Here is a 25,796-nt window from a genome sequence, read left to right as displayed (position 1 = left end):
AAATACAAATTATTGATAATTGTTTTCCTCTTGACAAACTTTTGATTTTTATTTTTCCTCTGGACGAGTAACGAAATAGTCCTTTAACCAGTCACACTTCCTTTGAGTCAGAAACCGGGTTTCTATCAATATCTGATTTTAGCCGACAGTCCTTAACCAGAAATAATGCCAAATTTAAGGACAAATATCATCGCAGAGATGTCGATCGCTTTCACTCACATTCGGATTAGTTTTGAGATAATCCTTAATCCAATTACAACCTTTTTTGAGTAAGTTATTTAGTTTAACATCTACGTCTAAGATTAAATCTTCAGGATCGATAGGCCACAACCGCACAGTTTTGTCAAAACTAGCAGAAGCAATGATTTGACCATCGGGACTAAAACTTACTCCATAGACTGAATCAGTATGCCCTTCTAGGGTTCTCAAGAGTGTTCCATCAAGGTTCCACAATTTCACGGTTCTATCATCACTAGCAGAAGCAATGATTTGACCATAGGGACTAAAACTTACTCTCCAGATCCGATCAGTATGTCCTTCTATGGTTCTCAAGAGTGTTCCATCAAGGTTCCATAATCTCACAGTTCTGTCAGCGCTAGCAGAAGCAATAATTTGACCATCGGGGCTAAAACTTACTCCATATACTCGATCAGTATGTCCTTCTATGGTTCTCAAGAGTATTCCATCAAGGTTCCATAATCTCACAGTTCTGTCAAAACTAGCAGAAGCAATGATTTGACCATTGGGGCTAAAACTTACTTCGTATACTCGATCAGTATGTCCTTCTAGGGTTCTTAAGAGTTTTCCATCAAGGTTCCACAATTTCACGGTTCTATCAGAACTAGCAGAAGCAATGATTTGACCATTAGGGCTAAAACACACTCCCCAGACCTGATCGGTATGTCCTTCATGTCCTTTTAGGCTTTTCAAGAGTGTCCCATTGAGACTCCATAATTTCACAGTTTTGTCAAAACTAGCAGAAGCAATGATTTGACCATCAGGGCTAAAACTTACTCCATATACTCGATCAGTATGTCCTTCAAATCCTTCTAGGGTTCTCAAGAGTTTTCCATCAAGGTTCCACAATTTCACGGTTGTATCAGCACTAGCAGAAGCGAGGATTTGACCATTGGGGCTAAAACACACTCCCCAGACCTGATCGGTATGTCCTTCATGTCCTTTTAGGGTTTTCAAGAATGTCCCATTGAGGTTCCATAGTCTCACGGTTTTGTCAAAACTAGCAGAAGCAATCATTTGACCATCAGGGCTAAAACTTACTCCATAGACTGAATCGGTATGTCCTTCTAGGATTCTCAAAAGTTCTCCATCAAGGCTCCACAATTTCACGGTTCTGTCAAAACTAGCAGAAGTAATGATTTGACCATCAGGGCTAAAACTTACTCCCCAAACCCAATTATTATGTCCTATTAGATTTCTCAAAAATGTTCCATCAGAGTTCCATAATTTCACGGTTCTGTCAGCACTGGCAGAAGCAATAATTTGACCATCAGGGCTAAAACTTACTCCATATACTTTAGCAGTATGTCCTTCTAGGTTTCTCAAGAATGTTCCATCAAGGTTCCACAATTTTACAGTTTTATCAAAACTACCAGAAGCAATGATCTGACCATTGGGGCTAAAACTTACTCCATATACTCGATCAGTATGTCCTTTTAGGGTTCTCAATGGTGTGCTATCAAGATTCCATAGGCGCACGGTTCTGTCAGCACTGGCAGAAGCAATGATTTGACCATCGGGGCTAAAACTTACTTCATATACCCGATCAGTATGTCCTTCTAGACTTCCCACGATTGTTCCATCGAGGCTCAATAATTTCACAGTTCTGTCATCACTAGCAGAAGCAATGATTTGACCATCGGGGCTAAAGCTTACTCCCCATACCTGAGCATCATGTCCTTCAAAATTCATTAATAGTTTACCGTCTAATCCCCAAAGTTTAACAGTTTTATCATCACTGACTGAAGCAATCATTGAACCATCTGTACTAAAAGCAACACCACTTACTTCACCCTTATGACCTATCAGTTGATTTTTTTCGCTAATTTCATAGTTTCCTTGCTGTAATCTTTCAATAACATTTATTTTTGACTCCTCTGAAGGTTCTTTAATATTGCGTAACTTAACACCTGCTTTAATAGCAATTACCAAGGAACTTAACTGTTGTTTCAACTGTAATTCCTTTTGAGATAAAGTCAATAAATCTTGAATGCGCTCAATATCTTCTTGTTCCTGATACTGACGACTAGCGAGGATAAATTTTCTTTCTTCTTGGTCAATAATACATTCACTTCTTTTGTTTAACCAGCCTTCAGCTTCTACCAGTAATGCTCCTCGTAGCAAAGCACTATTATCTTTACCACTATTTTCCCAGCTATTTTTTTCATCGCGTAACCGATCTTGCCATTTCCGAAATTCCCGATCTTCCTCCATCCACTCTCGCAGGCGTTCCCATCCTCTAATTAAAGCTTCATGGATTACCTCAATAGTTGCTTGTTGTTTAGAATCTTTTCCTGTAACCACTAAACGAGCTTCTGCATTAGCTAACGTACTCACTAACTCCCAATTTTTTTCTCCTATTTGCTCACGGGTTGCTATGCGACGAGTAGCATCGGTATTTTCCCCAAAACGAACTAATTGGGTAAAGATATGCTTAAGTCGATTTTGCTCGTCTTCATTTAATTTATGATAGAATTCCTCAGCATGATTGGCTAAGGCTTTTTCAACTCCGCCCATTTCATGATAAGCTGCGATTGTTAATTGACCATCCCTTTGTTTTTCCCACAATTGTTCTAAACAAAACTCTAGTAAAGGTAACTCACCTGGGTTACTTGTAACTGCATCTAAGATAATCTTTGTCAGTCCATCCTGAATTGTCAGACCAACTTTTCGCGCTGGTTCTTCAATGACTGATTGTAATTCCTCTTGATTCATTACACCGATGAGTTTTTGAGCTGAGTTTTGGAATACTTCTAGTAAAGGCTGATAATCTATAGCGTGTCCATAAAAATCGGCTCTGAGAGTAATTACCAAAACAATATCATGGGTTCTATTTTTCTGTCTTTCTGCATTAATCACTTCTAATAGTTGGTCTATAAAAACCTTTCTTTCATCTTCTGGAGAAAGAGTATAAATCTCTTCAAATTGATCTACGAAAATCAGAAAACGCTGCTTAGGCGATTTTTTTTGTAAACTGACATCTAAAACATCTTTTAGAGTTAATTCACCTGTTTTAAAATTGTTTGCGGATCTTTTTGCTTTAGCAAGACACTCCAATGAATCAATCTCAGGTTCTAGCAAGGATAACAGAGCATTAGCTAGTTGAAGTAACGGCGAGTTTGTTGGTCGGAAGGTAATAAATTTCCATCCTCCCATTTCTTCTAATTTAGGAATGAGGCCGGCAAAAACTACCGAAGATTTACCACTGCCAGAGTTACCAATAACAGCTACAAATGGTTGTTGTTGTACGGCATCCACTAGGGTTTTAGTGAACTTTTCACGTCCAAAGAAAAAGTGAGCATCGTCTTTTGTGAAAGCTGATAAGCCTTTATAGGGGCATTTTATAATCTTTGGAGGAGTCTCATTAACCTCATCTTTTTTGTCTGATATCCAAGCCTCATATTGTGCTTTTAGCCATTCCTCTAATTCTGGCAATTTTCCTGAGCCTTGAGAACGAAATTCGTAACCATCCGGTTTTTGCTTGCTTTTGGCAAACTTATCAAAAATTTCCCCTTTAAATTTTTTATAACTATATAAACTTATTCCTTTTAATTGATTTACTAACTCATTTTCCGTTTGTCTGATTCCTATATTCTCTTCAGAAAATTGTTTTAAAAACACTGTTGTTTGGGCTGTACTTAACTCATAAGTGTCAGCAATTTCTCTCAAAAAAGCATTCCACATCTTTATTTTTTCCATGATATTTTTTGTAAATGATCTACCAAAATAGCAAAGTAGAAAATATCTTCTACTTTCTTCTACTTTTAGTAGAAACAATTGGTGACTGACATTGAGAAGTCGGATTGTCTAGGATGGATGTACACCAGGGGAGATGGAACGACGGGCAAGAAACTTGCCTGATCTATTCACCCAAATCATTTTATCACGAATCCAGGAGTCATTTATGCAGTCTTTTTCATCAAATCAATCGACAAACGCCATGATCCAGGTCATAAGCCAGTCGGGCAGTAATAGTTCTTGTATTGTTTCTGAGATAAATATTGAACAACTTTCTAATGGTTGTATTGCACTGACAACAATCTTCGCGATCACTCTGCTCATTAAACAAATCAGATTACTGATTGAATCCGGCAAGGAATAGTAGTTAGGGGAGTTATAAGCTGTTACGCATTTTAAAATGTCTATTAGTAGGCTGACTGCCTGTGATAAGCAGGATGCTTATCCTACATTATGTCGTTTAAATGCGTAACAGCTTACTTATTAATTGCCGATTTACGACATTTGTACAACAGGGCTATCTACTGTTTAAATTTTGATTCCCTATCTACCCCTTAGTATTTTCCAAAGAAACGATCGCACTTAAACCCGCCCTTAACTGTTCTCCTCTCTCCTGCACATTCGCCAAAATCTCCTCTGATTCTATAGTTTGACACACTGACAAAGCCACAGCACCAACAAAATTCGTAAGGACACGGCATTGCCGTGTCCTGAAAACTTAAGCTGGAACTTGGATTCTTTCACTTCCGGAAAGCTCAAATGCGGCGTGAATTGCCTTCAAGGCTGTGACACCTTGTGCCTCATCCACAACGCAGCTAATCTTAATCTCGGAAGTGGCAATCATTTGAATGTTGATTTTGTGCTGCGAAAGCGCTTCAAACATCTTCGCCGCAACTCCCGGATGCGCTACCATTCCAGAACCGACTACGCTAACTTTGGCAATTTCTGTATCGACTGCTACTTCGCCCCAGCCGAATTCAACGGCTGATTTTTCCAGGACTGTTTTGGCAGAATCTGCGTCAATTTGTGCTACGGTAAATGCAATGTCGCGTGTTAATATGCCGTCGATATTTCGGCAGCGCTGCGATTGAATGATTGTGTCTACGCTGATATTTTCTTCGGCTAAAAGTCCGAACAGTTTTGCTGCTACTCCGGGCCGATCGGGTAATTGGCGAATTGCGAGGCGCGCTTGATTGAGATCCAACGCTACGGCGCGCACTGCGGGCGGTTTTTGGGATGATGTATGCAGCCCCACAGGGGAGTTAGCCACATCAAATGCTTTGCAGAGTTCGGCAACTGCCCGATCGCACTGTGCAGCATCGATCGTACAACTAACCTTCACCTCGGAAGTGGAAATCATCTGAATGTTAATTCCCGCATCCGCCAAAGTCTTAAACATCTCGGCTGCTACCCTCGGCCGCCCGATCATTCCCGCACCCGCAATGCTAACTTTAGCTATGGGTCTTTCTTCTGCTTTCACTTCCGGTTCCCCCAATTCTGGGCGCGAATTCTTGCCGAGGGCGGGGACGATTGCATCTGCAACCGCAACAGCTTGATTCAGGGAATTTCGCCTCACCGTAAAGGCAATATCGTTCGTATTTCCTTCGTGAATTGACTGGATAATTAAGTCTACATCGAGATTTTGTTGCGCGATCGCCCCAAACAACCGCGCTGCTACTCCAGGGCGATCAGGCAAACGCAACAACGAGACGCCCGCCTGATCCAAGTCAAACTCCACCGCATCGACCGCTTTTGCGAGCTCCAAGCCCTCCAAAGGCCGGGGTTTCGGGGGGGGAGACACTACCCGCGTACCGGGGGTGTCACTCCAGCTAGAAAGCACTACCAGCGGTACGCCGTAATTCTTGGCAATTTCTACGGCGCGCGGATGCAGGACTTTTGCACCCAAACTTGCCAATTCCAGCATTTCGTCGCAGGTGATTTCGTCCATCAGTTGCGCGTCGGCTACTAAGCGCGGATCTGTAGTTAGAATTCCGGGCACGTCGGTATAAATTTCGCATTTGTCGGCGCGCAAGGCTGCGGCGAGGGCGACGGCTGTGGTGTCGGAACCCCCACGCCCCAAGGTGGTAATTTCCAATTCTCCGGCGTCGGCGATGCCTTGGAAACCGGCGACGACTACGACTTTACCGCTGTTTAACTGGCTTTCAATCCGAGTCGGATCGATTCGCAAAATCCGGGCGCGGGTGTGGGCGGCTTCGGTGACAATCCCGACTTGGGCGCCGGTGAGGGAAATTGCGGGCTGTCCCATTTCCTGTAATGCCATGCTTAAAAGCGCGATCGATACTTGTTCCCCAGTGGAGAGCAACATATCCATTTCGCGTTTGTTGGGATTTGCGGAAATTTCTTTAGCGAGTTTCACTAAACCGTCGGTGGTTTTCCCCATTGCTGAAAGTACGACGACGAGGGAGTTTCCTAGCTGTACTGTTTTGACTACTCGTCGGGCTACTTCTAAAATGCGATCGACTGTACCAACCGATGATCCGCCATATTTCTGAACAATTAGTGCCATAGGACTTACACAAAAGTGATGCAATACTTACCAGTTAATATACGCAAATTCTGGATGATCATCGATGTTTCTATCGTTTTTGAGTGGGCTGGTAGTCGATCGGGCTTTTTACCGCAGTAGGACTTATGCACTCTCCATAAAGAAACCGGGTTTTTAGCAGATTGAGAGTTTTAAGCGAGTATTTTGTTGAAAAACCCGGTTTCTGGCCACCTGTGTGTCAGTCCAAAGAAACCGGGTTTTTTAGGAGAGTGAGAGTTTTAAGCGAGTATTTTGGTTGAAAAATAAAGGTGATGGCGACTACAGGAATCTGGGGCTTATTCTCCTTCTAACTCTCGCAAACGCGCTTCTAAAGCTTGAATTCGCAACTCTGCTTCTATGCGCCTTTGTCGTTCTTGTTCTGCCCGTTCCTCCGCCGCCGGCAGCAAAGTCCCGGAGTCATCCCACCAGCGCAGCCAAGGCAGTTCTACGCCCTGATAAACTCCTTGCCAAATTCCTAATTCTACTCCTATTTGGGCGATCGGGTAATGTCCGCCATTATTTGGTGCGGCTAACTCGAAGCGGTCTTCGACTAAATGATAGACTTCGACTTGGGCTTTTTTGACTTCATAAATCGCGTAAAAAGCAGGTCTAATTATCCGTTCGTAAATCCAGAACTTGCCTTTTCTTGGAGTCCTATCTCTTTCTTCACTGCCATCTCCCGACACAAATTCTATTACAATTAGAGGTGGCATTAATTCCCGCCACATGACATAGGAACGCCGCAGATTTCCGTCAAGAGTTGGCGGCACGTCGGGCACGTAAAACCAATCGGGTGCTTCGGCGCCTCTTTCAGGCGGTTCCGGGGGTTGGGCTACTCGCCAGTAAATACCGGAATCTTGACCGATGCAGTATTGTCCGTCGGGATGAACTTGGTCTAAAATCTGTCTAATTGATGTTGTTAATAGGATGCTTTGAGGGTGTTCTTGAAAGTTTTTCACAAAAGTACCGTCGGAGTCTGGTAATTGAGTGTGGTCGGGAAAGTCTGTTGCTAGAAATTCGGGTGTTTCGGTGACATTCATCTTGACCTCTTGAATGTTGAAAGATTATTTACTATTCGGTCATAGGGCATGGGGCATGGGGCATGGGGCATGGGGCATGGGGCATGGGGCATGGGGCATGGGGCATGGGGCATTGTTCGTTAGTCATTGATGTAAAGGTAATTACCAGAACAGGTAACTTCATTAATAACCGCTATATTTAGTTGTTTGTCACTCCGAGATTGACAGTGTTATTATATCATTGTCAGCCTCTGGTTGCTAGCTAGGAAATCTCAAAGAACATGAGTCAGTATAAGTTAATCATTTTCGATTTTGACGGCACTTTGGCAATCACTCACAAGGCTATTATAGCTTGCATTGCCAAAACTTTTGAAAGTTTCAATATTGCACCGCCTGATGCCGAGATAATTCAAGGGACGATCGGCATTAATTTACCAAATAGTTTCAAAATGCTGTATCCGGCGATCGAGGAAAGCGCAATTCCGGAATGGGTGGAAACTTACCGATCTTATTATCGGACGGAAGGTGAAAAGCAGCTCGATTTATTTCCCGGGACAAAGCAAGTTTTGCAGGTGGCTAGCAAGTCGGGATTGAGTCTGGGAGTTTTTAGCAACAAACACGTTAGTTTTGTTAATTTATTTATGAGAAAATTGAGAATACACGGTTTTTTTGATTTGATTTTAGGTGATGACGGACAAATTATTCAGAAACCAAACCCGAGTGTTTTTCACTCAATCATTAAACCGCTGTTCCCGGATTTGGATAACAGTCAAGTTTTAATGGTGGGCGATACAGCGGTTGATTTGCTGTTTGCTAAAAATGCTGGGATCGATGTTTGTTGGGCGGCTTACGGATATGGCGATCGCGCTGAATGTCTCGCCCTAAAACCGACTTTTGCGATCGAGGATATTTCCGAACTGGCTGCGATCGTTCAAAATTAATCGGTACTAGGTTTTTTTCGGCAGAGTTTTCATGATATTACTGATTTTTTTTAATAAAAATATTTGATGGGAGTCGCAGGCTCTATTTATGGCAAAGATGTAAAATTTGACTGCTGGAAGTAATCAGCCGACTAAACGCTGCCAATTAATAGCAGTTTCAAAAAAGAGTAGAACTATAAATAAGCTCTTAACCATAACTTGCATCAGTCACCCGCAATCGCCAATCTCAAATCTCAAGTGTAACATTTCAAACGGTATAAACTATACCAGAGATAGAGAGAGCGAGGCAACAACTATTATAAGTTAAAAGATAACAGTATTTTGAAGGTAAAAAGTACCAGGCACAAGGCATAAAAAAAGAAAAATGAGGGAGACGAGATTTAAATTTGGTATAAATTAATGCCGGAATCCTGAACGATCGCCTTGTTACCAGAAAGAATAGGTTGAACGCCTCTCCCTTTTAGGGAGAACTTAAAATCAGACTATTGATTAGTAATCCTCTGGTCTCCAGGTAGAGGTAGCTGTTAACGGTCAACTGTAAACTGTCCACTGAAAGAATTCGACCTTCGGAAAACAGGGCAATTTTGTTAAACTAACAGGGTATGCTGCCAGTCGAGATCGATAATAAACTCAATCTATAAAAACTCATGCAGATCGATATAAGTATTCCTTTTGACAACCTATCGCCGAATCGTAGTGGCCCCAATGCACCGAACTTAATAGAAGAAGTATGGAGGCTGTACGATCGCGCCCTCGCAGCTACCAGCAACGGCATCGCGATCGCGGACGCTACACTCCCGGACAAGCCAATAGTTTACTGCAACCCAGCCTTCGAGCAAATTACAGGCTACGATCGCAGCGAAATTATCGGGCACAACTGCCGCTTTTTGCAAGGCCCGGATACTGATCGCGCAGCCCTAGCTCAAATCCGCGTAGCCCTTCAAGAACAACACGACTGCAAAGTAGTTCTCAAAAACTACCGCAAAGACGGCACCCCCTTCTGGAACGAACTTACCATCTCGCCAGTGCGCGATAGCAGCGGGATTGTCACCCACTTCATCGGCGTCCAATCTGATATCACCGATCGCTTCCAAGCAGAAGAAGCCCTCAAACAAGCCGAAGCAAACTACCGCAGCATCTTTGAAAACGCCACCGAAGGCATATTTCAAACCACCGCTGATGGGCGCTACCTCAGCGCCAACCCGGCACTAGCCCGCATCTACGGCTACGATTCCCCGTCAGAAATGATCGCAAAATGTTCGGCAAAAAACCTTTATGTCGATCGCACTCGCCGCGCTGACTTCATTGCAGAAATCATCAAAACTGGTTCCCTGAAAGAGTTTGAGTCCTGCGTATTCCGCTGTGACGGCAGCACTACCTGGATCTCGGAAAACGTGCGTCAAGTCTGTGGCGAAAACGGCGAACTTCTCTACTACGAAGGAACAGTTGCCGAAATCGCCGATCGCAAGCACGCCGAAGCAGCCGAGCGCGATCGAGAATACTGGCTGAAAACTGCGATCGACGCCGTACCCGACGCCCTCAACCTCACAGACAGCGAAGGGCGCTGGCTGATTGCTAACGACTGCGCCCTGCAACTTTTGGGCTGGGAAACCGCAGCCTACCAAGGCAAAACTACTGCCGAACTCGCAGCCGCAGCAACTCCCAGAGTCAGAGAAATCCTGCTAAATTGGCAAGCAACCAACGAAACTACCTGGGAAGCAGGCACTCTTACCTCCAGCCGCCAAGTTGTCGCCTTACCTACAGGCGGCAGCAATTGGTTTGAAGTGCGGAAAGTGCCCCTGTTTAACCCCGACGGTTCCCGCAAAGGCATGGCAGTGGCGGGCAGGGACACCACCCAAGAAGTAGAAGCCGAGGCAGCTTTGCGGGACAGCGAACAGCGGTTTCGGGCAATTTTTGAACGCGCTGCGATCGGCATGGCGGTGGCTACCCTCGAAGGCGCGGCGATCGCCACTAATCCGGCATTTCAAGCTATGCTGGGGCGATCGGAATCCCAACTGCGCGGCGTTGGACTCGACAACTGGGCGCACCCAGAAGACACACAGTCCGATCGCCATTTGCGCCAACAGTTGGCATTTGGCGAACGCCAAGCTTACCAAATCGAGAAGCGCTACCTCCGCCCAGACGGCAGCATCAGGTGGGGACGCCTCAGCGCCTCTGTCATCCACAACAGTCACGCCACACCGCAGTTTATTTTGGACATGGTGGAGGATATTACCGATCGCAAACTTGCCGAATCAGCTTTATTGCAAAATGAGGCTAAGTGGCGATCGCTGATTCTCAACAGTTCCGACATCATTACCATTCTTGATGAAAATGGCCTGATTGTTTACGAAAGCCCTTCTGTAGAAACAGTTTTGAGCTACGAACCAGAGGAACTCATCGGTCAAAATGCCCTCGATTTCATCCACCCTGACGACATTCCCTCGGTGATCTCCGACGGCGAAAAACTGCTCGCAAATCCCGGCGATCCGATCGCCCTAGAAGGTCGCTTCCGGCGTGCTGACGGTTCTTGGTGTTTTCTCGAAGGAGTCGGCATTAACTTGCTAGCAGACCCCGCTGTGAACGGAATTGTGCTCAACTCGCGCGACATGACGGCGCGCAGACAAGCAGAGTACCGCCTCAGCAAAATCAACGAGTGCTTTTTGGGCTTCACCACCGACGCCACCGACAACATCCAACGCCTGACAGCCTTAGCCGGAGAGCTTTTGGGCGGTAGCAGCGCCATCTACAGCCACGTCGGTGACGGGCTGCTGCGCGCGATCGCGACTTGGCAAACGCCCCCAGACTACCCGGAGGTCGATCGCGCTGAGGGTCACATTTGTACCGATGTCTGCAATCAAGCAAGCGATCGGGCTGTGGCAATTCCTGACTTGCAGAACACCATCTACAGCCAAATCGATCCCGCTGTCATCCGCTACCAACTCAAAAGCTATCTCGGACAAGCAGTGCGGCTGGGTGACAATTACGTGGGTGCGCTGTGCGTCATTTACACCGAGTCGATCGCACCCACAGAAGCCGACTGCAAGCTGATCGGAATTATTGCTGGGGCGATCGGAGTTGAAGAAGAACGGGCGACTGCTGCTGCGCGCGATCGGCAAAAATCAAGAGAATTGCAAACAGCTTTGCGCGAATTGCAACAAACTCAAATGCAGTTAGTCCAAACCGAAAAAATGTCCTCCCTCGGACAAGTGCTAGCAGGAATTGCCCACGAAATTAACAACCCCGTTGGGTTTGTCGCCGGCAACCTCTGCCACGTCCGCGGCTACGTTCTCGATTTATTAGACATCGTAGAAATGTATCGAGAAGAATGTCCAAATCCCCCAGCAAAAATTAAGAAACAAGCCGAGGAGATAGATTTAGAATTTCTCGCCGAAGATTTGCCCAAATTGCTTAACTCGATGCACACAGGATGCGATCGAATTGTAGAAATCATTCAAACTCTGCGTAATTTCTCCCGGGCGGACGAAGCGAAATTCAAGCCCGCCAACATTCACGAAGGTTTAGAAAGTACCTTGTTAATGTTGAACAGCAGGCTAAAAGCCAAGGCAAACTGGCAGGGCATAGAAGTGATTAAAGAATACGGAGAACTTCCCCAAATACCATGTCATCCCGGACAGTTAAACCAAGTGTTCATGAATGTATTAGCCAATGCGATCGACGCCTTAGAAGAAAGTAGCAGCCAAGGCAAAAATACCCAGAATCTAACTTCTCCAGAAATCACCATTAAAACTGAAATGATTAATGGTAAGAGCATTTGCATTCGCATCAGAGACAACGGCCCGGGAATCCCCCAAGAGAATATCGTGCGTTTATTCGACCCATTTTTTACCACAAAGCCCGTAGGTAAAGGCACAGGTTTGGGTTTATCAATTTCGCATCAAATTGTGGTTGAAAAACACAAAGGCAAATTGCAGTGTGTCTCGGAACCTGGTAAAGGCACTGAATTTATCATCGAACTTCCAATTAAATAAGCTCGTTTCTTCCACTTTGTGCCATTTTCGATATGATACCAAGAATGGTTTGTAGTGCGGACTTCAGTCCGCTCTTCGATTGCGGACTGAAGTCCGCACTACGAACCGAACCGTTCGCGGTGCGGTTAATGTAGCGGGCGCCATATCAGTCATTCCCAAATGTACAATCTAAAATCCTATGACTTCTGTCGCGTCTTGTTGTATAATAAGAAGATCAGAGGTGTCAGTCTGGCTGCTAACGTCGGCACTGTACCGACTTCAGTAGCTTTTTAAGACTGAGGAAAGTTTGCAATTTCTAACTCACTTGGGGGCAATTTACGAATTGCCCCCGTTACTTTTGGGGCTGTTGCTGCGATCGCCTCTGTTGCTGTATCTTCTTCTGATGAAGGACTCCCGAAGCTGGCAGTAGCGTCATAGCACAATTTCCTGACTTGAGTTATCGTGAATATCAGTGATGGTGGCGATCTGCTTTACGCCCCGCCGCATCACAAACAAAAAAAGATAGCAAAAACTAAGATATTTTTTTGTGCAATTGAGTAATTACCAATTACAAATTATAAATTACTTATTAAAAAATGAAATTCTTATTAGTGACAGATTTAGACAACACATTAGTCGGAGACGACGAAGCCACTCAAATTTTAAACCAGCGGTTGCAATCAATGCGATCGCAATTTTGTTTAGTTTATGCTACCGGGCGTTCCCATGCTTCAACCTGCGAATTAATTGCCCAAAAGCAACTCCTAGCCCCAGACTACACCCTCGCAGGTGTAGGCAGCGAAATTTACCAAAACGGCACCCTAGATTTAGATTGGGCGGAATATATTTCTCAAGATTGGGATAAAATGGCGATCGCCTCTTTAGCTCAGCAGTTTAAGCAGCTTCAACCCCAATCCCTAACCGAACAAAATCCTTGGAAAATTAGTTATTGTCTGCAACCAGCACCAGAAAACAGCTCGATTCTCCAAACCTTGCAGCAAAAGTTAACTGCATCGGGACTCTCAGCTCAAATCATTTTTAGCAGCAATCGCGACCTAGATATTTTACCAAAAACTAGCAATAAAGGCAATGCCCTTACTTATTTACAACAGCGCCTGCAAATTTCATCTGAGGCTACATTAGTTTGTGGCGATTCTGGCAACGATATCAGTATGTTTGAACAAGATGTTCGGGGAGTAATCGTCGCTAACGCTCTACCCGAACTATTAGCGTGGCATCGCGAATGCGGCAATCAAAATCATTATTTAGCTGGCTCTGGTTGCGCTGGGGGAATTATGGAAGGGATGACTTATTTTTGGCGATTGTGATGCCTTGACATACACCCCAGCCTAAAGGCGTGGGGATTCTTGACACTTCACTGACTGGTGCTGCCATGCGGCAAGTCTTACCCTGTCTCTGTGTCCTGAAGCGAGTCGTGGCAATGCCCTGTCCCGACTTTTTCTATATTTATCGAAGCGTTTAAATCTCGATCGTGTTCAGTTCCGCAATTCAAGCAACGAACAGAACGCACCGACAAATCGAGCTTTCCCCATCTAAACCCGCACTCCGAACAGACTTGGCTAGTCGGTTCCCAGCGACTAATTACCACAAATTCCCGTCCGTATTTCTCGGATTTAGCCTCGCACAAAGTCCTAAATTCTCTCCATCCTTGCAGGCTAATCGCTCTAGCAAGTCTACGATTTTTGACCATCCCTGACACGTTTAAATCTTCCAAGACAATAGTTTGGTTTTCACTTACTACCTTGGTTGACAGCTTGTGCAGAAAATCTTTGCGGGTATCGGCTATTTGGTTGTGACGTTTAGCTATTTGCAGCCGGGTTCTGTTCCGGCGGTTAGAGTCCTTCTGTTGGCGAGCTAGTTTCTTTTGGAGACGGCGTATTTTGCGATCCAACACTTTGTAGCAAGGACTGATGGCTGTTTCTGCGTTACTCATTAGCGCAAAGGTTTTCAGCCCTAAATCAATGCCGATACTTTGGCTTTTAGGTTCGGCTTGCACGGGTTCAATTTCTACAACAAAGCTTAAAAAGTAACGGTTGGCGCAATCTTTGATGACTGTTACCGAACTTGGTTCTGATGGTAGCTCCCTTGACCAAATCGGATTTACAACACCAATTTTTGCTAGGTAAACGCCGACTCCTTTAATACTGAAACCAGTTTTTACAAAAGTAGCAGACTGGTTGTTAGTCTTTCTTTTAAATCTAGGTTGACCTACTTTTCTCCCCTTTCGCTTTCCTTTTAGCGAGTCAAAGTAATTCTTGTAAGCGATTTCTAGCTGTTTTAGCGACTGCTGTAAAGGCACTGCCGATACACTGTTCAGCCATTCTCTTTCGGCTGTTTTCTTAGATTGAGTAAGGATTTTAGCCAAAGTATTGTAACCCGGATACTTGCTAGACTTACTTAAAGCTAAAGCGTCGTTCCAGACAACCCGGCAACACCCAAACAGCCCGGCCAAACTCTGCTGCAGTGGAGTCGTTGGATAGAATCTGTACTGGAATCTTGCTTTCATGTCTTTCGATTGAGTGCTATTGTTAGTATACCAACTGCTACTGGATTTAGCAATGACTTTCCGGGAAAACAACAAATTAGGTTTCACTAGCGACAACCCCTTAGAAAAGACTCCCATTTGCTTTAAGGGGAGAAAAGGGCAGAGAGAAGCTTTGATGGCTATTCCCAACTGGCCAGAAAAACTTAGAGATGCAATCGATCGCCTGTTATTCGAGAAGCCGTCCTAGAAGGACGGGGTTTTAGACCCATCTCTCTGATAAAATCTGGCGAGGGTGCGATCGCACCCCAAGCACCTCAAAGTCCCGCAAACCCTTAAAATCTGTTGGGAATCTCCACCGGATCTCGATCGCACCTGCGACTGCGATACCATCAGCGTGTACTCGCTTGTCGCACCGCCACATGGAACAAAATACTTTACCAGTAGAAGTGATTCTATCACAGCCCCTCCAATCGCTAGGCAGCATTCGTTTGGATTGGACGCCACAACCGGGGAACTATCTCGATTTAGAGGGAAAAACCTACGCTGTTTTGGAACGTCACCACCGCTATCAACTCAAATCTGGGCGCTACCAACTGCAAAAAATTGCGCTGTACGTGCAGTCTGCCACACCGCCGACGGAAAGAACCTTTGTCAGCGGCATCTGGGTTATTGGAGATGATAGCTGCCGCTTTAACGCTCGATCGGAAATTCTGCGCTGTGCTGTCAACCCCAATGGCCCCTGCGACGGCTGCTGCGATTACCAAAAGTCTTGAGCGCGAGCTCTGTGTACAGACAATTTTAGCTCGATCGGGCGATCGAGAATGCCGAGGATCTCGGCATCTCCCTCAATTACCGCAAATTATCAAAACTAACCACCAACTCTAGCAGCCGATTTAACTTGTTCAAGTAGGCGGTAATCTACCTTCGGATAGCGGTGCATTAAGTCGCCAATACCAGTATGAATCAAATTTTCTATCTGCATCAACTGCTCTGAAGAACAACGAAACTGAACTGTTTGGTTCGCCGACTCGCCGGAGTCTATCGCCATATATTTATTAGGAACTCTGCTCAGCACGTAAGCAATTAAATCCTGTCGCCCGCCAGAGTGTGAAAAAGCCTGTTGGTAAGGATACTTGGGATAAGACTCCAAGATCATCTCTACTTCCTCTATGACTGCGCCCAACGTAATATTTACAAGATTCTTCGGCATTTTCTCCCTCCCCGAATACTACTTCACTAATATCTTTCCTTTCGAGATCGAGATCATCTATCTCATCAATCGAGAATTTTAGCGGGCTAATGCCGCCAATTGTGCTGCGGGAACAACCATATCTAGTTCATAATTCACCTCTTCTATAACCCGCAGTATGTAGCACGGAATCCTGTCAGCTAAAATAGCACTTGCCACTGCGCCGGCATGAATTTCTAATACTGCTTTTGCCGCCGCTTTAAACATCAGTCGCTGTCCCGGAAACACCACCTTTTCAAAGTACCAATTAGGAATATTGCCAATCCGAACCACCTGAATTTTGTTGGTGCCATTGGCGTAATAGCAGAGAATCTGGCTGTTACCTTTAGAAGATAGCTGATCTGACATTTGAAAAATCTCCACACTCTTTAAATAAATTACTCAGACTTGGCGCGAGCCTATTAGTGGCAAGTGCCTGTTTGGCTCCAGACAAAACGATCGACTTATTTTTGGCGTTATTCGAGAGCGCGAATCACATCCACACTTATTAATTTATTTTTGATTTATTTCTCCTGCCAACACTTATAGGACTTACACAGCAACCAGGTTTTTCGCGGTTCAAAAATCCAGTTTGTTTGGTATGCAGTTCCTAAGCCCTGACTGATTCAGCTTGGTTGTGCTGTCGCATTAGCTAATCGACAGTACCGTTACTCACCCTAACTCCCCTGACAACAGGTTCGTTCTTTGGCAGCAGGATGCTGCTGAGAGTGCCAACTTCAACTCAAGAACCTAGAATAAACCTTATCTAAAAAATATGAGGAAATTATGAAGACGATCATTTTTTTAAATCAATATACTTTGGCAGGAGTAGAGATTGAAACACTTAGGCAGAAGTCTGGTTTTTTACCAACAAACTTCGCCAGATTGCGGAGTATAAGTTGAAAACCCCGTTGCTTCACCCAAGTCTCTGTAACTTCAGGAGCAGTTACTCTGCGTGTAAATACGGCGTTTGGCGATCGACTTTACACAAAACAAAAGACCCCGACTCCCTGAGGTCATCTCTGGAACTTCTAGGGAATCAGGGTTTGAAGTAACCAATCATCGATCGATCTCAAACTTAAATCAAAAAAATGAGGAAATTCTGAAAACACCCGAAAAAACTATGACTTTCCTAGACGCAGAAACCCGCTTTGTTAACATAATTTCGTGATTTTAGCAACGGCCTGAGAACAGCCCTGCTGTTTCATTCTCGAAAAAATCCAGGTTTTGTAGGGGTAGTGCCAAGAATGCCTACCCCATCCAACGACCATTTGTCCTCGTTTCAGGCATAGGGGCTGCCACGGGGGGCAGCCCCTACAAGAGAATGAAACAGCCCTGCTGAGAACAAGAAACCGGATGTCTCAGCGTCCTCTAGCTTTCATGCTGCTGATTCTTCAGTTAGCCCAGCCGGATACCGACTTTATTTGTCTAGTAGCAGTTTCAACTGCCGATTTTGAACTTTTCGACAGTTTAAGCCGACATTTCCCAACCCAGAATATCCGCAACTTGCTGCGCCAAACCTAAAGGATCGAAAGGCTTAGCAATCACCCCTCCTACCCCCAAATCGGCAAACTCGTTCAAATCCATAGCCTGCACCTTAGCCGTCAGAAAAATTACCGGAATCCCCCGAGTAGCAGCATTTTTTTGCAGCAAACCAAACAGAGTAACTCCATCCATATCAGGCATCATCACATCCAGTAGAATAGCGTCAGGGACTTGAGTTTCAGCTAAAAGAAATCCTTGGCTGCTGTCAGGCGCAACCAGCACCGTCCAACCACCTAAATGTTCCAGACAAGCCTGAATCACGCTACAGAGGTTTGGTTCATCATCGATTACTAGAATGCGCTTTGCAGACATAATTAAAATCCTAATTTAAAATGAATCTTCTTAACAGTTGACAGTTGACAGTTGACAGTTGACAGCGAAGTTTTTAGGCAGGGGCTTAAATCCCCTGCCTAAAAACTTCGCACTCCGAAGTCAACTGTCAACTGTCAACCCTTCCCCTTCCAGCGGTGCAGGCACTGTAAAATAGAAACTCGTGCCTTCTGAGACAACACTTTGGGCCCAAATTCTGCCGCCGTGCTGCTGCACGATGCTGCGACAGATAGCTAAACCCAAACCTGTACCTCCTTTTTGGCGGGAGTCAGAAGCATCGACCTGTTGAAATCTGCCAAAGATAGTTTCTAGTTTATCAGCAGGAATCCCTCGACCCCGATCTTTGACTTCAAATAAAACCCGTGAAGCGTAGCTACCCCCTAGGGAATCGCCTAAATCTTCAACCCTGACAGTTACTGTACACCCCGGAGGCGAAAATTTAATCGCATTGCTCAACAAATTTACTAGCATTTGCACAATCCTGTCGGGGTCAGCCCAAATTTGTGCCGATGCAGGTAACACCGACAAATCAATCTGATTTTCCGCAGCCAGAGACATCACAGCTTCGGCAGACTTCCGCATCAAAACCTGTGCATCACACCACTGCTTAACGAGGGTAACTTGGCTTGATTCGAGCCGTTCTAAGTCGAGAATATCGTTGACCAAACGCACTAACCTTTCGGTATCGCTAGACGCGATTTCTAACATCTGTTTGGCAGTTTCCGGTTTGTCTTTCAGTACCCCAGCCGCCAGCAAACCCAAAGAACCGCGAATTGAGGCTAGCGGCGTTCGCAGTTCGTGGCTGACAATCGAAATAAACTCATTTTTAATTTTTTCAATTGCCAGACTTTCTGTGATATCTATGACTGTGCCGACATAACCGATTAGTTGACCTTTGTCGGAAAAAATCGGAGCTGTTTTGACCCGACCAAACCGAATTGTTCCGTCGGGCTGGATATGGCGGAATTCGCAGAAAAATTCCCGATCTAACGATCGCGATTCCGACCACTTTGACTGAATTAATTTAATATCTTCGGGGTGAACAAACCGCATCCAGCCGTCTCCTAAAGCTTCGGCCGCTGTGAACCCGCCAATTGCTTGACACCGGGGATTTGTATAGGTACATTTCCCGTCAGCATCGATTTTGAAAATGCCCACAGGAGAACTCTCGCTCAAAGAGCGAAATAAAGCTTCGCTTTCCCGGAGTTCTGTTTGAGAGGTTTCTAGTTCTCGGGTGCGCTGCAAAACTCGCATTTCTAACAGTTCGTTGAGCTGTTGCAGGGCAGATTCAGCAATTTTGCGATCGCTAATATCGCGCTGCACAGATACCCAATGGGTAAACCAACCGCTTTCATCTGCGATCGGCACCAGGCTCAATTCTACCCAAAATTCCGTCCCGTTTTTGTGGTAATTGATCAAGTCAACCCGCAGCGGCTGCCAGGTTTTCAAAGCTGTGCGAATGCGATCGAGACTTGCCCGATCTGTTTTTTCTCCTTGCAAAATGCGCGGCGTTTTGCCCAAAACTTCTTCTAGCGTATAGCCAGTCATCCGCGTGAAAGCTGGGTTGACATAAAGAATTCGCGGGCCCGGTGCGTCAATCGGTTCAGCTTCGGTAATTAACACGGCGTCGTTAGTCGTGGTGATTACAGATTCCAACAAACGCAACTGCAATTCTTTAGCTTTGCGATCGCTAATTTCTCTAACAGTCCCCACCATTCGCACTGCTTCACCGGTTTCGCTGTAAAAAAACTTACCTTTGCCCTCCATCCAGTGAATGCTGCCATCGGCCCAAATTACGCGGTTTTCGTGACAGAAATCCGATCGCTGGGCGAGCGCCTGATTTCTCGCATTCTCCAAACCTGTTAAATCTTCCGGGTGAATGCAAGCTGCAAAACTGCGATCCGTTCCGTCAAAAGTTCCCGGAGCCAATCCAAACAATTCTTCGTGTTCCCTCGACCAAACAATGCGATTGTTCTGCACGTCCCAGTCCCAGAATCCTATTTTGGTAGCCGACAAAGCTAAGTTTAGCTGTTGGTTGATTTTCCGCAACTCAATGCTAGCAATTGCCACTCGCAGTTCTCGGGCTATTTCGATTTCGCACCACTGCCAAGGCAAAGATTTTGACCTCACCGTTTCTTGCCACAACTCAAAGGAAGTGCGAGGAGACATTACTGGAGTGCCATCTGGTTTAAAATCAATTGGCCAATCTGGTTTACCTGCCCAGTTGACAGTTTGAACTGCTTCGGGACGGAACCACAAAATGTAAGAATTTTCCATCTCTGACATGGCAAGCACCAGCAAACCGCTAGCAACTTCTTTCATTTGTTGGGCTGGCGGATACATTTTTGAGAGACAATCTGTATGAAAAACATCTTTGTTATTTATTTGAGTTTTTATCCAATCAATTAAGACTTTAATCTCTGCCAATTCCGGGGTTTTGCCGATAGTTGTTAAATTGTCATTGGCACACACAACTCCCCCGTTAGCGCCCACTAATGCCAGCAATTCATTGGGAGATTTAAGTAAACCTTCGACGAAGCAGTTTTCTACAGAAAATTCAGTGATAAATTTCTGGCAAATTTCTTTGAGATAAATTGCATATTCCCGGTCTTCGCTATCTTGTTTGTAGCTGAGTTCTAGATTCACAAACTTTGCTACCAGTTCGCAAGCTGTTCTGGTTTCGTAGTTGACATACTTTGGTGTTGGATGGTGACAGGCGAGCAATCCCCAGAGTTTTCGATTTTTCATTAATGTCACGGTCATGCTACCGCCAATGTTCATATTCTTGAGATATTGAACGTGGCAAGGCGAAACAGTTCTTAACAAGGAAAATCCCAGATTCAGGGGGCGATCAGTCAGGGGATTGCAGTCAGGAATTAGTTTTACAGGCTGATAGTGAATATCGGGAATAAACCGAATTAAATTCATCGTGAACTGCTTTCTTGCCTGGGGGGGAATATCGGCAGCCGGATATTGCATTCCCAATAAAGGAGCCAAATTTTCTATTTTGTCTTCGGCGATGACTTTCCCGGCACCGGTGCTATCAAATTGATAGACGATCGCGCGATCGAACCCAATCATCCTCCGCACTTCTTCAACTGCTGTCTGACACAGCCCTTGCAAGTTTGGTGTGTTGTGGATTTTGTCGATCGGCTCTTGAACTAAATAATAAGAATTGAAACAATCACTAGCTTTTGGGGCAATAACCTGCTCTAGTTCCACAATTAATAGAGGCCCCGATTGATGCAGGGTTCCATGAAAAAAATACTTGCGGTTTTGACTGATGAATGATAAGCTGATAGTGTTACGTTGATGGCAGTTTTCCAATAAGACTTTTTCAATTGCCTCAATTTCCTCAGTCTCGACAAATTCCTGTAAAAATTTGCCCAAAAGTTCTTGCGGGTAAATGCCGATCGCTTCAAAAGTATTGTTGCTAGCTTGCAAAATTTTCAACACAGGAGATTCCAGCACCAACAGGATGCCGTGAGGTTGAATCGAAGCTGGATCGTAAATTAATTCGCAGTCGCTCTCATCGCGATCGCGTGTGTCTGATGTTAATACCATTGCTTTCTTGTTATTGTAAATACTTTTCTAAATTAGCCTGTGTTTTTGACGATCGGGCAAATATCAATCAATGCGATCGCATCCGCATCAATAGGTGTCAATAATCCCCTAAAAACCTTTGCATCTCTCGTTTACCGTCGAGGCCAAATCCCCCTCGCATCCCCCGAAAGCAAGGGGGACTTTGATCCGCCCTAAATCCCCAGCCTAAAAACTTCGCACTCCGAAGTCAACTGTCACAGGTCAACTGTCAACTGTTAACTGTCAACTGTCACAGGTCAACTGTCAACTGTTAACGCTGTGTCAGAGCAAGCTGGTGTCGGAGTTGCGTGCGCTCCAAACGATTCAGGATGCGAGCAATTAATTCCGGTTCCACGATCGGCTTATTCACGTAGTCATCAGCACCCGCGACAAACATTTGACGCACTATTTCCGACTCGGAATGAGCTGTCAAAAATAGCACGGGAAGTTTGCTCCAGCGCAAATCGTTCCGCACCGCCAAACACAGCTCGATACCGCTGTAACCAGGCATCTCTACATCTAAAATTAGCAAATCCGGACAAGTAGTTTCAAGTACCTCCCAGAACTTTTCTGGCTCGTCCAATGTTGTTACTTGCAATCCCCAAGGTTGTAGAATCACTTTCAGTGCAGCCAATAGATGCACGTCATCATCTACCACCATAACTTTGGCTTCAGCAGCGCCGGTTTGGTCGAGAACTTGGCCAACTGCTTTGAGTATATCTGCTGGGGGGATCGATTTGTGTAAAAAGCCGGAAGCTCCCAAACGAGCAACTTCAATTCGATCGCTCAATTGATTGTGGCTGCTAAAAACGATCACCGGAATTTCTGGTTTTTCACTGCGGAGCTCGGCGAGGAGAGCAAGTCCGTTTTCCTGAATTCTGGAAAATGTCAAATCCAGCAAAATCGCGTCGGGAGGCTGTTGAGAAATTGCAATTCTTGCCGCTTGAGGAGATTTGGCGACTTCTATCTCAAAGCCGGAACCCGATGCTGCTGTTTTCAGTCGATCGCTCTGCAAACTATCATCATCAACGATCAGCATCCGGCGCTTTTGGCGAACCGGACTAACCAGCTCGCTTTCCGGTTCCAGCGGGCGATCGAATATCTGTTTGAGCAAATCCAGAAATTCCTCAATCTGCCGATCGCTCCCCGGTTTAAAGACGTTTTCAGCCTTGAACAAATGTTCGATATGCCGCGCCACTTCCGAACCTTTGGGCAGCCCTAAAGTTCCCAAAGAACCGACTAATTTATGAGCTTCCGCCTGGGCTTCCTGCCGGAGTTCGTCGTCCAAATTTCCGGTTTTGAGTTGGGCGATCGCGCGATCGAATATCACCACCTTTTCGATAAAATTAGCTCTTAACTTCCCCCGAATTTCTGCCACCACACTCAGAACTTTGAGGCGGCGCTCATCATTGCTTAATTCCCGCCTCTTCCCGCTGGATTCCGCAGATAAAGTTTCTTGACTTTTAGCGGTTTCTGCCCTTCCCAAGGCAACTTTTAGATTCTCCATATCCTCCGGCAGACTTTTGAGCCTGTAGCCCAATCCATACACCGTTTCCACTAAATCTACAGTCATCCCCGCTGCTTTCAGCTTGTGCCGCAGCCCTTTGATATGAGCGGTAACGGCTTCTTCCTGGGGAAATTCGCCGGCAGACCAAATGCGATCGAGCATGGCGCTGCGGCTGAAAATGCGTCGGGGATTTCTCAGAAAAAGTTCCAGCAAATTGTACTCTTTTGGAGTCAAGTGCAGCACTTTTTCAGCATAAGTTACTTCCGTAGTATCCGGGTTCACTTGCAGTTTTTGCCAGGTCAAAATTGTACTCGACAAACTTGCCTTTCCCCGGCGCAGCAAAGCCCGAATTCGAGCAATTAATTCTTCGATATTAAAGGGCTTGACCATATAATCGTCTGCCCCCGCCTCTAAACCTTCGACTAGATTGCTCCTGCTGTCTAGCGCCGTCAACAGTAAAATCGGCATTTGGCACCCAGACGATCGCAATTCCCGACACAAACTAATGCCGTCGAGTTTAGGAATCAGCACATCCAAAACAATCAGGTCATAATCGTAGGCTTGCGCCAACTGCAAGGCTGTTTCACCGTCTGCCGCCGTATTTACATTGTAATTGTGAGAACTCAGCGCTTTGGCGAGCAAATTAACTGTAATTTTGTCATCTTCTACTAGCAGAATTTTCATTAACTTCACCTTTTATTGATGCTATTATTTCGACTTATCCTCAACTTTTTGTATTTTCACAACCTTGAAAACCTGTTTAATATTCTTATGATTATACTTGATATATCTAAATTGTCAATTATTATTTGGGTTTTATTTTTTTATAACCGCTGCACCCGACGATAGTTACGTTCTCAACCGCTAAAAAACGAGCTGGTATTTCACGATTTTTTAGATAATTCAAGCCTGCTTCCTTCTCTCAACTTCCTGCTTGTCAATTCCGTAAGTCCGTTGCATCGGTAGAACGAATAGGTTGCCGAACTTCCTGCTTCGTTCTTATATACATACGAAAAGACTTCATCAGACAATCGTTGAGATTTTAGGGTTTTTTGGACTTGAGCGCCTGCTGAATTTTTTGAATCAGATATTGCGATGAATCTTGGTGCTTAACAATGTCTTCCAATTCGGAAACTGCGACTTCGGCGTGTTCTATTTCTTTGACTAAAGAATGAGCAGCCACACTTTTTTTAACTCCCAAACGTTCTGTGATAGCGGTCAAGGAATTGAAATCTTTTTCCGCTATTAATTCATCCAACTCTAACAACGCCATTTCCGCGCGATCGATCTTGATCGTCACCGCTCTCGCCACATTAGCACCCGCTCTTGCTGCCTCCGTCAGTTCGTGAACGCGAAGTTTAAATCGGCTGGCAATTTGCTCCATTTGAGTCCCCAATTCAAAAGTTTTACTTGCCAGTCTGCCAATTTCCAGACTCACTTGGCTCAGCCCGCTCGGCTGATTTCCCATTTGATTGGTAACTACAGCCACCTGTACTGCTAAATGCCTGACTTGTTCGATCGCCTCCCGGATGGTTCGGGAAGTGCGGTTAACCGCTTCCAGATCGCTAGCTATTGCTTTGCCAACGCCCAAAATTTTATCTGTATTGTTGCAAATAGAATTAGCACCTTGAAAAGTAGCTTGAAATGCTTGGCGACCTTCCGAAGAAATCAACTTCGCAATTGTCAGAAATCGCTGATTTATTTGAGCAAGGTTCTCAGCTTTTTTAACCAGTGCTGCTTCCTGAACACTAGGAATTTTAGGCATATTTTCTGATTGAATTTTTTGGTTTTTCAACAGCTCGTTGCAAACCTGAAATTTCGCCTGTTCTTGTTTGATATTTTCTACGTATTTCTGTCTTTCAAGCCTATATTTTTGAATTATTTTGTTGGCTTGAGCTAAAAGTTTAGACTGGGCCATCACTAGAGTCTGAACGTCTAAAAGGCGGAAGCTATGGTTTTCCATTACCACAATAATTGGTTCATAAATTAAATCTTTAGGTCGGTTGAGAGACGCTTGTACGGCATCATCAACTTTCCAATTTTCCTCCATCAGCAAAGGCGGAATTCTCATAAAATCTAACAACGAGCGAATCGGGTGCAGCCCGTAAAATTCTACGCGATCGGGAAGGCTCATTTGTTCTCGAAACTTGACGCGAGAAATCATGCCCAATACCTGGGATTTATGAGTGATAATGACTCCCGGCAGGTCTGGTTCTTGCTCGAATCTTTGGGCCACTACCTGTCCTGGAGTTGCAGCACTCACTTGGAATTGGTGACACGGGAGATGTCCGATCGTGAAATCGGAGGTGAGTTGAGTTAGATTGCTCATTTACCCGGATAGTGTTAAGTAGAAGTTAACAAATTATATATTGATATTATACTGGAATAAGATTGTTTAAAGTAATGACAACAATAGGCAGAAATCAGCTTTGTGCCTCAAGCGGGCTAGTGGGCCGCTCCGAGAGCCAGCCTTCTGACCTCGCCCAAAAACGGATACCAGCGCGTAACTTAATTTGTGAGCAGCCCAAAATTTTCTACTCCTGTTCGGACTCCCAGATTCACTGCGCTGCAAGTAAATCGAAAATGGAAAATGTCATATCGAGTGACTGCTTTCATCTTAAGTCTCTAGGAGAACTTGCCCGTGCCG

16 protein-coding genes are annotated in these 25,796 nt (G+C 45.1%); 5 read left to right on the top strand and 11 right to left on the bottom strand.

Going from position 1 to position 25,796, the window contains the following annotated elements; genetic code table 11:
• Positions 1 to 174: 174 nt before the first annotated feature.
• The 3 genes from QZW47_RS16225 to QZW47_RS16215 form a co-directional block, all read right to left on the bottom strand.
• The gene (locus tag QZW47_RS16225) at positions 175 to 3,936 is read right to left on the bottom strand and encodes a hypothetical protein (RefSeq protein ID WP_293128603.1); all 3,762 of its coding nucleotides are present in this window, start codon (positions 3,934 to 3,936) and stop codon (positions 175 to 177) included.
• A gap of 757 nt (positions 3,937 to 4,693) precedes the next feature.
• Positions 4,694 to 6,502 carry an aspartate kinase gene (locus tag QZW47_RS16220; protein WP_293128601.1) on the bottom strand — a complete coding sequence of 603 codons (1,809 nt, stop codon included), beginning with the start codon at positions 6,500 to 6,502 and terminating at the stop codon, positions 4,694 to 4,696.
• Between the two features lie 314 nt (positions 6,503 to 6,816).
• Positions 6,817 to 7,560, bottom strand: a complete 744-nt coding sequence (locus tag QZW47_RS16215; protein ID WP_293128599.1) for a Uma2 family endonuclease — start codon at positions 7,558 to 7,560, stop codon at positions 6,817 to 6,819.
• A gap of 260 nt (positions 7,561 to 7,820) precedes the next feature.
• Between QZW47_RS16215 and QZW47_RS16210 the strand changes: the two genes are divergently transcribed.
• Positions 7,821 to 8,480: an HAD family hydrolase gene (locus QZW47_RS16210; protein WP_293128597.1), complete on the top strand. Its 660-nt coding sequence runs from the start codon at positions 7,821 to 7,823 to the stop codon at positions 8,478 to 8,480.
• Between the two features lie 647 nt (positions 8,481 to 9,127).
• Complete coding sequence (locus QZW47_RS16205; protein ID WP_293128595.1) at positions 9,128 to 12,472, top strand: PAS domain S-box protein; 3,345 nt, start codon at positions 9,128 to 9,130, stop codon at positions 12,470 to 12,472.
• A 269-nt stretch (positions 12,473 to 12,741) separates the two neighbouring features.
• On the opposite strand, the gene QZW47_RS16200 is transcribed toward QZW47_RS16205, so the two are convergent.
• Positions 12,742 to 12,894, bottom strand: a complete 153-nt coding sequence (locus QZW47_RS16200) for a hypothetical protein (RefSeq protein ID WP_293128593.1) — start codon at positions 12,892 to 12,894, stop codon at positions 12,742 to 12,744.
• 153 nt (positions 12,895 to 13,047) lie between these two features.
• Here QZW47_RS16200 and QZW47_RS16195 point away from each other — a divergent pair, with 153 nt between their 5' ends.
• On the top strand, positions 13,048 to 13,779 hold the full coding sequence (locus QZW47_RS16195) for a sucrose-phosphate phosphatase (RefSeq protein WP_293128591.1): 732 nt from the start codon (positions 13,048 to 13,050) through the stop codon (positions 13,777 to 13,779).
• 77 nt (positions 13,780 to 13,856) lie between these two features.
• Here the strand turns inward: QZW47_RS16195 and QZW47_RS16190 are convergent, their stop codons facing one another.
• The gene (locus QZW47_RS16190; RefSeq protein WP_293128589.1) at positions 13,857 to 14,978 is read right to left on the bottom strand and encodes a transposase; all 1,122 of its coding nucleotides are present in this window, start codon (positions 14,976 to 14,978) and stop codon (positions 13,857 to 13,859) included.
• A 13-nt stretch (positions 14,979 to 14,991) separates the two neighbouring features.
• On the opposite strand from QZW47_RS16190, the gene QZW47_RS16185 reads away from it, so the two are divergent.
• Positions 14,992 to 15,204 (top strand): hypothetical protein, encoded by a 213-nt coding sequence (locus QZW47_RS16185; protein ID WP_293128587.1) that lies wholly within the window; start codon positions 14,992 to 14,994, stop codon positions 15,202 to 15,204.
• A gap of 172 nt (positions 15,205 to 15,376) precedes the next feature.
• Entirely contained in the window at positions 15,377 to 15,730 is a 354-nt protein-coding gene (locus QZW47_RS16180; RefSeq protein ID WP_293128585.1) for a DUF6464 family protein, read from the top strand.
• Between the two features lie 95 nt (positions 15,731 to 15,825).
• Here QZW47_RS16180 and QZW47_RS16175 read toward each other — a convergent pair whose 3' ends face one another.
• The 6 genes from QZW47_RS16175 to QZW47_RS16150 all read right to left on the bottom strand — a co-directional run bounded on the left by QZW47_RS16175 (position 15,826) and on the right by QZW47_RS16150 (position 25,478).
• Complete coding sequence (locus QZW47_RS16175; RefSeq protein WP_293128583.1) at positions 15,826 to 16,167, bottom strand: hypothetical protein; 342 nt, start codon at positions 16,165 to 16,167, stop codon at positions 15,826 to 15,828.
• Between the two features lie 78 nt (positions 16,168 to 16,245).
• The gene (locus QZW47_RS16170) at positions 16,246 to 16,554 is read right to left on the bottom strand and encodes a DUF1830 domain-containing protein (protein WP_293128581.1); all 309 of its coding nucleotides are present in this window, start codon (positions 16,552 to 16,554) and stop codon (positions 16,246 to 16,248) included.
• A 1,101-nt stretch (positions 16,555 to 17,655) separates the two neighbouring features.
• Entirely contained in the window at positions 17,656 to 18,042 is a 387-nt protein-coding gene (locus QZW47_RS16165) for a response regulator (protein ID WP_293128579.1), read from the bottom strand.
• Positions 18,043 to 18,162: 120 nt separating this feature from the next.
• Positions 18,163 to 21,624: a PAS domain S-box protein gene (locus QZW47_RS16160; protein WP_293128577.1), complete on the bottom strand. Its 3,462-nt coding sequence runs from the start codon at positions 21,622 to 21,624 to the stop codon at positions 18,163 to 18,165.
• A 289-nt stretch (positions 21,625 to 21,913) separates the two neighbouring features.
• Complete coding sequence (locus QZW47_RS16155; RefSeq protein ID WP_293128575.1) at positions 21,914 to 23,833, bottom strand: response regulator; 1,920 nt, start codon at positions 23,831 to 23,833, stop codon at positions 21,914 to 21,916.
• Positions 23,834 to 24,191: 358 nt separating this feature from the next.
• Positions 24,192 to 25,478 (bottom strand): chemotaxis protein, encoded by a 1,287-nt coding sequence (locus tag QZW47_RS16150; protein WP_293128573.1) that lies wholly within the window; start codon positions 25,476 to 25,478, stop codon positions 24,192 to 24,194.
• Positions 25,479 to 25,796: the final 318 nt, after the last annotated feature.

The sequence above is a fragment of the Microcoleus sp. bin38.metabat.b11b12b14.051 genome (genome assembly GCF_013299165.1).
In the GTDB taxonomy this organism is placed as follows: domain Bacteria; phylum Cyanobacteriota; class Cyanobacteriia; order Cyanobacteriales; family Microcoleaceae; genus Microcoleus.
This window is presented reverse-complemented; position numbering and strand designations above follow the sequence as displayed.